This window comes from Bizionia sp., from assembly GCF_048259285.1.
Classification (GTDB): domain Bacteria; phylum Bacteroidota; class Bacteroidia; order Flavobacteriales; family Flavobacteriaceae; genus Algorimicrobium; species Algorimicrobium hallyeonense.
In genome coordinates this window covers 1-10,085 of the sequence record NZ_JBLXHU010000053.1, presented here as the reverse complement: position 1 = coordinate 10,085, position 10,085 = coordinate 1, and the positions used below count along the sequence as shown (strand labels likewise).

Sequence of the window (10,085 nt, the reverse complement as noted above, 5' to 3'; positions counted from 1 at the left end):
GATCTACGCGAGTTTCAACGACTTAAAATCGAGGTCTAAAAGCCTCATACCTGCCTGCCGGCAGGCAGGGAACTGTACGAAATCTGTGTAGAAAAAGAGAGGGGGTTTTCATTGTTGACGAGATCAAAGTCTCTGCGTGTATATTAACCTTATTCCTCTCTTTTGTTCTTTCTTATTTATATGTCTTAATTTAGTGTTTTTATTAAAATGCTAACTTAAGCCGTGTATAATTAATTGCTTTGGCAAGTGCTTATCTGGAAAATTCCTTCGGAATTTCCTCTGGTTCGTTTTAGTTTACTAATTTAGTTGCTGAAACACGCCACTAATCATACACAAAACCGTTGGCAGTAATGAAACCTAAAATACAATAAACATAAATGATAAAAAAAACATTTTTTTTAATTCTGATATTATTTCAATATCTCTTAACTTTTAGCCAAGTTAGAGAATCTATCATTAATATTAATGATTCCGAATTAAAGCTACTAATAAATAAAGCGGAGAATGGAGATGCTGATGCTCAAATTGAACTTGGTGCAAGATATTATAATGGGTATGGAGTTTTAAAAGACTATGAAAAAAGCACTTATTGGACTAAAAAAAGTGCAGAACAAGGATTGCCTGATGCGCAATATGCATTAGCCATCTATTACGGTTCTGGTAGTGGAGTTCCTAAAGATATTGAGAAAGCTTTATATTGGTTTGAAAAAAGTGCCCTGCAAGAAAATAAGCATGCCCAGTTTCAACTTGGTAGAATGTACTTTTTTGGTAAAGGTGTTATGCCTGATAAAAAAAAGGGTGTGACTTGGATAAAAAAGAGTATGGATAATGGCTCTGAAAGAGCAAAAAAAATATGGGATGAAAAAAAATTATGGGAATATCTCTAGTTATTATTGAACTTTTATTAAAATGCTAACTTAAGACGTGTATAAAAAATTGCTAAATTAGTGCTTAACCAAAGGTCGTTGCATTTTTGTTACGTCTAATTTTCCTGCGGAAAATCCTCGGACGCAAACCCGCTCATTTCATACACTTACCGTTGGCATACATTAAAACCCTACTATGAAACAAAAACTTTTACTTACCTTATCAATCCTATTTTTCATTAACTCATATTCTCAACAGAAAAAAATTGAATTTCAACTATCTTTAGGCCCCACATTTTCAATTCCTAAAACAAGCAAACTAACCAACTCTGATATAAATGTCAATCCTGAAATAAAGACCTCAATAAACATCGGTGCATTTATTTTACCAAGTTTAAATTATAGGCTCGCTGAAAAAACTTCCCTGGACATTGGATTAGGTTTTTATATGGACAGATTTACTATTGAAGATAGAAATGCGAACGTAATAAGTGAAGGAAATAGAAGTGTTAATCAAATTCAAACACCAATCAATATAAATTTCCATTTTGGAAATAATAATTCCTATCTATTTGGAATTGGTGGTTTTAGTAGTTTTTTGTTATCTGCAAAAGAAAAAGGAGAATCACGAATTAACTCTTCTGGTTTTACTACTGGTGGCGATATACCAATCGAGAACCCTCTTGTAACAAATATGTCACAAAATTTCGACAATGATATTAAGAACAAATATAATTCTGTTAGTTTTGGCGCATTTATTCAATTAAAAAAAAACATATCATTTTCAACTACAACCAATGGGTTTTTACTTTTAAAAATCAATCAGAATTTTAATTCAATAAAAAACAATCATTCTGCCCCAGGAATTGGTTTAATTGAATTTAAGAATGAAAAAGAACCTACTACTATTAATTTAGGAATTGGAATTGAAATATAATGTATGCCAACACTGTGTATAAAAAATGCGTAGTTTAGTACTCAATCAAAGGAAAGTGCGCGTTTGCGTCAGAGGATTTTCGTTCCGAAAATCCTCTGACGCAAACACGCACTTTTCATACACAAACACGTTACAAACAATTAAAACCGAAACCTTAAAATGAAGAAAATATTAATTCTGACAATAACACTTTTAACTCAAATTTCATATTCACAGGTTAAAACTAAATTATTTTATAAAGACGGTAAAACAGCAATTGAAAAATGTAAAATAAAAGGCAACACTTTAAAATGTGAAATCGGAAATAAAAAAATAAAATTTACCTCAAGCAATATAAACGCTATTGAACAAAATTCTAAACGATATGTTTATATGAAAATCGAGAATAGTAATAAACCAAAATTAATGAGGCAACTTATAAAAGGAAAAACTTCTCTTTTTGAAATAACAAAAATGACTGCGCCTCAGACTCAAGGCACTACTACTGCATATTATGTAAAAAGAAAATCATGGACAAATGTCAAAAAAATTGGCACAATGAGATATAATAAGGACAAAGTAATAGCTTATTTCTCTGATTGTCCATTACTCATTGAAAAAGTAAAAAGCAAATCTTTCAAAGACAAATCTCCTTTCAAATTAATATCCTATTTTAATGAAAATTGTGGAAATTAAAAACTGTTTGTAACATTGTATATATAAAATTGCTGCTTTTAGCTTAACCATTGGTAGTTGCTTTGTTTGCTTTCTTCCGATTTTCGTTCCGAAAATCCGCTAACACAAACCCGTAGGTTCATAGCTTCAACATGAAAAACAAACCGCAAGATTTTAAAAACTGACTCGATAAAACCAGGTAAATTATGAACCCGGTTTACTTCATATAGAATTTGAGCAACTTCAAGTAGAATTAGAGCAACCCAAGTAGAATTAGAACAACCCCATAATAAACTTTACATAAATTAGTATGGCCATTATGTAAAGTATTTGTCCAAAACATTGTAAGGTCATGGGTAACAAAATTTAGATAATCTGTATATAAGTTTAAATAACTTAAATTATCAGATTATGAAAACTAAAATTTTATTACTAACAGTATGCATTATAACGATAACAAGTTGTGATTCTTCTTCAGATTCTATTTCACCTACAGTTGTTCCAAATACGTTTAATCATTTATATATTGAAACGCAAAACACAGGGTCCTTTGCATGTAACGAATGGGCTTTTCATGAAAATTTCGGAACATCGCCAACTGGTCTAAAACGAGACGACACACTCTTGCCGGCAACTTTTGGCACCAGTTTAAGAATGACTCAATCTTCAGCTTATTCTAAAGTTGATATTCAAGGTGCCAAGCGTTATGTTGTTTCCTCAGGAGACCGAGTGCTTGTATATGATGCGTCTTCAGCTAATACACCAGCGCCTTTAGAGTTTCCCATTGCTCATATAAATGCCATGGAATTTATAAATAATCGTTTTTTTATGGTTGTAAATTATGAATTAAAAGAATATGATGTCATGACTATGACACCAATAAACACCTTTAATCCTATCCAACTGTTGCCAACAGCTAGAAGTTCTAATATGACTTCTAAAGGTGATTTTCTATATGTGATTGCCAGTCATAATTTTTATAAAATTGATACGTCTGGATCAGGCGCATTAGTTGCCAACTATCCAAAACAACTTTCGCCATTAAATCGAGATGGTTTAGAATATGTAAACAATCCCAATCCTGCGTCACCTTGCCATGATGCCTTTTATTTAGTGAGAGAAGGCTCCGCATCAAAAGAACTGGTTACCATAGATGAAGCAACTGGTAATGAAACGGTGATTACAGATTTAACATACACCTTTACCTCTAATGGCAGTCGAATTTCAGCAGTATTAGATTATACAACCGAATATTATTATGTGTATAGTTTAAACTCGCACGTCCTTAATGAGTCAACCGTTACGGCTATAGATTTAACACCTAATTCTGGCGTTGTAGCACCTGTATCAATTGGAACAATTCCAGGATATTATTTTGGTGTGCAATTAAAAGATTAAATTAATCTACTAATAATCTTGAAAACATGCCGCGTCTTTATTGATAGGCATGTTTTAATTTTTGTCGTAGATATAAACAGCTGTTCCTTTTTGTGACAGATACTTTTATTTACTACATGTACACGCAACCTTTAAAGCTTTTTCCTATCTAAACAATAAATAACGCATCATGAAAAAGTTACTGGTTTTAATTATTTTGAGTACCACACTATTACATTGTTCAAATGATGATTGTGGCGATCCTAATATTACGTACCAAACGTTCACCTTCGAAATTGTTGATAAAATAAGTGGCGAGAATCTATTTACCAACGGAACTTATCTACCAGAACAGATTCAAATAACAAACACAATTAGTAATTTTGAAACAGAATTAACATTCCTTTCAGAAAATAATGTGAATCTCATTCAAGTTAATTCAGCAAGCTGGGAAACAGATATTGTTAATCTGGAGTTTACCATTGCTGATATTCTTATTTTTGAATTGTATTCGGATGGTGACACGATTGTGGAGGCATGTTACAGTTATACGGTTTTTAACGACATTTTTATAAACGAATCGGAATTTGATTACAACGCAGAAATTGCCATTTATACCATTCTGGTGGAATAAGGTGATATTCAATTTCCAATAAATAAGATTAACCATTACCCACTTCTAAACCAAGTGGTTTTTTTATACTAGTAATTTAATGATTCCTATCAACAAGCTTTTCTTTAAAATTAGTAGATTTGAAAAACAGCAGCACAACCAATTAAATTTTAAAATAAGTATTAACCAACACATGAGAATTACGTTACTATTTCTATTAGTCCTTTTTTCTAGTAGTCCCATGACATCACAAATTGCGGATGCCGAATTATTTTTCAAAGACGGAACTTCGTTAAAAGGCTTTGGAATGATTGATAAGAAAGATAACATAAAATTTCGGCTGTCACTAGAAGATGAACCCAATGTTTGGACGTCGCTGATGGTGAAAAAAATTATTTTTTATGGATTTGAAACCCAAGAAGAATTTCAATATGTTGTTTTAAAGCCCGACACGGAAGCCATACTTCTTAAAGTGCTCGTTGATGAAGAAATTAAATTATTTGCAGATTGGGAAAGAACACCACAGTACCCTTTCAAAAAGCAACACCAAACCTTTTTAAAAAATGCTTCAAAACCTGAAATAGTTTCTACAAAATTATATATTCAAAAAGTTACCGAAGATTTTCCATTTCCATTAACAGGAAACTTCAAGCGAAAAGCTAAAGACTACTTTTCGGATTGTGTCGGGATAATTAAGAAATTGAATAGTGGTGAATTTAGAAAATCTACTGCAACAGATATGGTTTATTATTATAGTGATATTTGTATGGATTAAATAAGTTTTTCAAAGAAGAATCCATTCGTATCGAGATAATCAATTTCGTGATTCCATAGCATAATATTTCTAATATAAAATTGTTAGCTTTGAAGTAACGTCAACTGATGATTGGACTTTAAGCTCTTTCATTGCTGTTGAAAATCAAATACAATTACAACTACGTCCTCAATTACTATGAAAAATAGAACACTCATTAAAAACGGCTTATTGTTCTCCGGTTGTCAAGATGAAAAAGCAAAAATTCAAGATATTTTAATTCTTGAAAATGGTGAAATCGGTAACATAGGAATCATTGAAGCAGATGAAGAAGCGCACATAATTGATGCCAACGGAAAATGGGTGGTTCCTGGTTTTGTAGATTCGCATACGCATTATGATGCAGAATTAATTGCTTCTCCAGGACTTAAAGAATCGGCTAGACATGGTGTTACGTCCATTATTTTGGGGAGTTGTTCGGTGAGTGCTATTTACAATTCGCCGGAAGATATTTCGGACTCCTTTACCAGAGTTGAAGCCATTCCAAGAGATATTATGTTGCCCTTACTTCAAAAAGAAAAAACGTGGACCAATGCCAAAGAGTGGAAAGCCTATATTTCCAAATTACCCTTAGGCATTAATGTGGCTTCCTTTCTAGGGCATTCAGATTTACGCATGCATGCCATGGGTATTGAACGTTCTTTACAAGATAATGAAACCGCTACAAAAGAGGAACAAGACCACATGCTCCACATGCTGAATGAGGCTTTGGATGCGGGTTTTATAGGGTTGTCCACTATGGACAATCCATGGGATAAAATGGATGGCAATCGGTATTGGTCGCATAAAACACCATCATTTTACTCGTCATGGAAAGAACGAAAAAACCTGATTGAATTACTGCGAAAACGCGATGCCATTTTACAAGGCGCGCCAAATCTAGTCACCAGAATTAATGCCATTAATTATATGTTGGCCAGTTCAGGAGTCTTTAGAAAACCACTTAAAACAACCATAATTGCCATGATGGATTTAATTGGCGACCGCTATATTTATCCATTAATTTCAACAGCAAGTAAAGCTATTAATACCATAGCCAATGCAAACTTTAGAATGCAATCGCCACCTTGCCCATTTACGGTTTATTACGATGGTGTAGACTCTGTGATGTTTGAAGAATTTCCTAGTGGTGAAGCCATGAGGCACCTAGCCAAAAATTTAGACGAAAGAAACGACTTGATTAGAGATCCTGAATTTAGAGCGGCCTTTAAAAAGGAAATAAAGAAAAAATTTGCGCCCAAAGTTTGGCATAAAGATTTAAGCAAAACCTTGATTATTGATTGTCCAGATTCGAGCATGATTGGTAAAAACTTTTATGATCTTGCTGAAGAACACCAGCAGCATCCCGTAGATTTCTTTTTGGACACTATAATTCAATATGATAAAAAGATTAGATGGACAACCACCATTGCCAATGATCGCGTTGAAAAATATCATGGCTTGTATAATCATAAACATAATTTAATTAGCTTCTCGGATGCTGGAGCCCACTTAAACAATATGGCCTTCTATAATTTTCCGTTGAAAATGATAAAAGTCGTCCAAGAATCTATAGATGCTGGCAAGCCAATTATGTCCATGGAAAAATGTATCTGGCGATTAACAAAAGAGCAAGCCGATTGGTTTGGTTTAGATTGTGGACACCTAAAACCAGGTAAAATAGCCGATTTGGTAATTATTGATCCTAATAAATTTGATGCCATTACAGAAACTGTAGAAACAGGACAGATTGAAGAATTTAATAATTACGACCGACTTGTGAATAGAAATCACGGAACCGTTTCCCGAGTTATGGTTGGCGGAAAAACTATTTTTGAAAATGAAAATTTTGTATCGGATTATGCCACCACTAAAAAATATGGTAGATTTCTAGAGAAACAATAAAACGGATAACAACAAAGATATAAGTTATTATACATGAGCACAGTCAAAATTTATCAAGATGTTAATAGAGAAAAGGAAAGCGCCAGTTTTGGGATTTCCAAAATGGAAGCTATTTACACCAAACGAAATGGAGAAGTTGACGAGCCTCACAGACATAATTATTACACGGTTTTAATAATCCATAAAGCCAAGGGACAACATAAAATTGATTTTAATACTTACGATTTAGCAAACCAACAAATTTTCTTTGTAGCTCCCGGACAAGTACATCAAGTTATAGAAACAGAACAATCGTTTGGGTATGCCATGACATTTTCCAATCAGTTTTTAGTAGAAAACTCTATTCCCCTATCCTTTATTGAAAGTTTGAATCTCTTTCACAATTACGGACAAAGCCCTCCATTAGAGCCAAATAATAATCAATTTAAAAATATAGAACATTTTGCGCATCAAATTTTCAATTTATTCAATAGTAATGCAAAAATGAAATCCTTATCTATTGGTTCATTTTTAAAACTCTTACTGATAGAGTGTAATAATATTTGTTCCATTAACCCTATTGAATCTGATGTTGACACCTCTGGAGACAACCTGATTAGGACCTTTAAAAATGCGGTAAACAATCACTACAAAAAAGAGCATTCTACCACTTTTTACGCCAATGCGCTTCATATAACACCAGATCATTTAAACCGAACTTTTAAAGCTAGAATTGGTAAAACTGCCAAAGATTATATTCAAGCCCGAATTATAACTGAAGCTAAAAGGTTACTCTATTTCACCGATTTAAACACGAAAGAAATAGCCTATGAATTAGGATTCAATGAGCCTGCCAATTTTAGCGCCTTCTTCAAAAAGCATACACAGGTATCGCCTTCAAGCTTCAAGAAAAACGAGATTACATCATAATTTAGAGCCGTATATCGGATTTTCATAAGCTTATCCCCTTTTTTCATATTCCACAGGTTTCCAATTGGTTATATATTTGTATCATACTTTTAAAGCAACGATATGAACCGTAAGAAATTTATAAAAAATGCCCTTTTAACTGGTGTTTTTGGTGCTATTGCTCCGCAAACCTTTAATGCAAGCACGAGCAAAACCACAAAATCTACTTACAACACATTAATGCAACAAGTAGGATTTAATCATCTGCCTGCCGATCAGGTAGGTTTAACAAACAAAAATATACATACTATGAATACAATAATTCACAGAGCAGAAACACGAGGCGCAGCAAATCACGGTTGGTTAAACTCACACCATACGTTTAGTTTCGCAAATTATCACAATCCAGAAAGAATGAATTTTGGCGTACTACGCGTATTAAATGATGATACGGTAGCTGCAGGCATGGGCTTTGGAACACATCCTCACGACAATATGGAAATTATCTCCATTCCTTTGGCAGGCGATTTGGAACATAAAGACAGTATGGGAAATGTGGCTGTCATTAAAGAAGGTGATGTACAAGTATTAAGTGCTGGAACTGGTGTTACGCATTCGGAATACAATAAAAACAAAGACAAGGAAGTGAAATTTCTACAAATTTGGGTATTTCCTAAAACCAAAAATGTAACGCCACGATACGATCAAGTTTCTATTAGAGATATTTCTAAAGAAAATGAATTTTACCAAGTGCTTTCGCCTAATAAAGATGATCAAGGCGTTTGGATTAATCAAGACGCGTGGTTTCATTTAGGAAATTTCACCAAAGGAAGCACCGATGAATATAAAATCAAGAAAACAGGTAATGGCGTGTATGCGTTTATTCTGGAAGGTGCTGTAGAAATTAACGGCGAAAAGCTTTCCAAACGAGATGGTATAGGAATTTGGGACACAGATAGCATTACTGTAAAAGCATCAGAAAATGCCCGTGTTCTTTTAATGGAAGTACCCATGACCATGTAAGCGCAACCCTTTACACATTTTTTATAACCTTAAAAAAAACACCATGGAATTAATAATTAAAGAACAAGAGAACAAAGGCTTTGCAATGGCTAGGGAAAATAATAAAAGAGCAGGATTAATGACCTATTCCATTGCAGGTGAACAGCATATAATTATTGATCACACAGAAGTTGATCCTGAATTTCAAGGCAAAAATATTGGAAAACAATTGCTCTACAAAATTGTAGAAATGGCAAGAGAAAAAAATATTAAAATTACACCTCTTTGTCCTTATGCCAATGCAGAGTTTAAAAAGCTTGCAGACATTCAAGACGTATTAAAAAAATAATTAATAACAATTAAAAACGATAACAATGAAAAATAACACAAATTGGTCTATTGACACCGCACATTCAGAAATTGCTTTTAAAGTAAAGCACATGATGATTTCAACAGTAACTGGTCATTTCGAAGATTTCCAGGCAACTGCAAAAACAAATGGCGATGATTTTAACAATGCTATTTTAGAATTTAGTGCCAAAACAGCATCTATTAACACTAAAAATAAAGATAGAGACACACATTTAAAATCGGATGATTTTTTCAACTCTGAAAAATTCCCTGAAATGACTTTTGTTTCAAAATCTTTTAATGGTGATACATTGGTGGGCGATTTAACAATAAGAGACGTAACCAAAGAAATTACGTTGGACGCCGAACTTAATGGTATTGCAGTAGATCCTTACGGACAAACAAAAGCTGGATTTGAGATGACAGGAAACATTAACAGAAAAGATTTCAATTTAACGTGGAGTGCTGTAACGGAAGCAGGAAGCATTGTTGTTTCCGATAAGGTGAAATTGGTAATTGATGTACAATTCATCAAGCAATCATAAGCTAAATTCCATAGAGTTATAGATAGTAGAATGGGGTTGTTCTAAAAATAAACACCCATAAATTTATCAAAAACCACTTCAAAACTGAAGTGGTTTTTTTGTACGAAAAAACAAAATCAACTATCTAAAAAAACATGTTTAAAAGAAGGAACAT

At 33.2% G+C, this 10,085-nt stretch carries 11 protein-coding genes; all 11 read left to right on the top strand.

The genetic code is table 11. The annotated features are described in order from the left end of the window. Positions 1–377: 377 nt before the first annotated feature. The 11 genes from ACN0QX_RS14235 to ACN0QX_RS14185 all read left to right on the top strand — a co-directional run bounded on the left by ACN0QX_RS14235 (position 378) and on the right by ACN0QX_RS14185 (position 9,931). Complete coding sequence (locus ACN0QX_RS14235) at positions 378–887, top strand: tetratricopeptide repeat protein (protein ID WP_248395186.1); 510 nt, start codon at positions 378–380, stop codon at positions 885–887. Between the two features lie 175 nt (positions 888–1,062). Continuing rightward, positions 1,063–1,803, top strand: coding sequence for a hypothetical protein (locus ACN0QX_RS14230; protein ID WP_417197903.1), 741 nt, complete (start codon positions 1,063–1,065; stop codon positions 1,801–1,803). Positions 1,804–1,962: 159 nt separating this feature from the next. Next, a complete protein-coding gene (locus ACN0QX_RS14225; protein ID WP_417197901.1) occupies positions 1,963–2,478 on the top strand; it encodes a hypothetical protein in 516 nt (171 codons plus the stop codon). Positions 2,479–2,868: 390 nt separating this feature from the next. Next, positions 2,869–3,855, top strand: a complete 987-nt coding sequence (locus ACN0QX_RS14220) for a hypothetical protein (protein WP_417197899.1) — start codon at positions 2,869–2,871, stop codon at positions 3,853–3,855. 169 nt (positions 3,856–4,024) lie between these two features. After that, positions 4,025–4,468 carry a hypothetical protein gene (locus ACN0QX_RS14215; RefSeq protein WP_417197897.1) on the top strand — a complete coding sequence of 148 codons (444 nt, stop codon included), beginning with the start codon at positions 4,025–4,027 and terminating at the stop codon, positions 4,466–4,468. A gap of 172 nt (positions 4,469–4,640) precedes the next feature. After that, entirely contained in the window at positions 4,641–5,222 is a 582-nt protein-coding gene (locus ACN0QX_RS14210; RefSeq protein ID WP_417197896.1) for a hypothetical protein, read from the top strand. Positions 5,223–5,399: 177 nt separating this feature from the next. Beyond that, entirely contained in the window at positions 5,400–7,145 is a 1,746-nt protein-coding gene (locus tag ACN0QX_RS14205; RefSeq protein WP_417197894.1) for an N-acyl-D-amino-acid deacylase family protein, read from the top strand. 33 nt (positions 7,146–7,178) lie between these two features. After that, positions 7,179–8,054, top strand: coding sequence for an AraC family transcriptional regulator (locus ACN0QX_RS14200; RefSeq protein WP_417197892.1), 876 nt, complete (start codon positions 7,179–7,181; stop codon positions 8,052–8,054). A 288-nt stretch (positions 8,055–8,342) separates the two neighbouring features. Further along, positions 8,343–9,056 carry a pirin family protein gene (locus ACN0QX_RS14195; protein ID WP_417197905.1) on the top strand — a complete coding sequence of 238 codons (714 nt, stop codon included), beginning with the start codon at positions 8,343–8,345 and terminating at the stop codon, positions 9,054–9,056. 43 nt (positions 9,057–9,099) lie between these two features. Beyond that, on the top strand, positions 9,100–9,384 hold the full coding sequence (locus ACN0QX_RS14190) for a GNAT family N-acetyltransferase (RefSeq protein ID WP_248395194.1): 285 nt from the start codon (positions 9,100–9,102) through the stop codon (positions 9,382–9,384). A gap of 25 nt (positions 9,385–9,409) precedes the next feature. Beyond that, positions 9,410–9,931, top strand: a complete 522-nt coding sequence (locus ACN0QX_RS14185) for a YceI family protein (protein ID WP_248395195.1) — start codon at positions 9,410–9,412, stop codon at positions 9,929–9,931. Positions 9,932–10,085 lie beyond the last annotated feature (154 nt).

Coding starts and splice junctions, on each gene's coding strand:
- ACN0QX_RS14195 (WP_417197905.1), top strand. CDS start 8,343: ATGAATACAATAATTCACAGAGCAGAAACACGAGGCGCAGCAAATCAC.
- ACN0QX_RS14235 (WP_248395186.1), top strand. CDS start 378: ATGATAAAAAAAACATTTTTTTTAATTCTGATATTATTTCAATATCTC.
- ACN0QX_RS14225 (WP_417197901.1), top strand. CDS start 1,963: ATGAAGAAAATATTAATTCTGACAATAACACTTTTAACTCAAATTTCA.
- ACN0QX_RS14210 (WP_417197896.1), top strand. CDS start 4,641: ATGAGAATTACGTTACTATTTCTATTAGTCCTTTTTTCTAGTAGTCCC.
- ACN0QX_RS14215 (WP_417197897.1), top strand. CDS start 4,025: ATGAAAAAGTTACTGGTTTTAATTATTTTGAGTACCACACTATTACAT.
- ACN0QX_RS14190 (WP_248395194.1), top strand. CDS start 9,100: ATGGAATTAATAATTAAAGAACAAGAGAACAAAGGCTTTGCAATGGCT.
- ACN0QX_RS14205 (WP_417197894.1), top strand. CDS start 5,400: ATGAAAAATAGAACACTCATTAAAAACGGCTTATTGTTCTCCGGTTGT.
- ACN0QX_RS14200 (WP_417197892.1), top strand. CDS start 7,179: ATGAGCACAGTCAAAATTTATCAAGATGTTAATAGAGAAAAGGAAAGC.
- ACN0QX_RS14220 (WP_417197899.1), top strand. CDS start 2,869: ATGAAAACTAAAATTTTATTACTAACAGTATGCATTATAACGATAACA.
- ACN0QX_RS14185 (WP_248395195.1), top strand. CDS start 9,410: ATGAAAAATAACACAAATTGGTCTATTGACACCGCACATTCAGAAATT.
- ACN0QX_RS14230 (WP_417197903.1), top strand. CDS start 1,063: ATGAAACAAAAACTTTTACTTACCTTATCAATCCTATTTTTCATTAAC.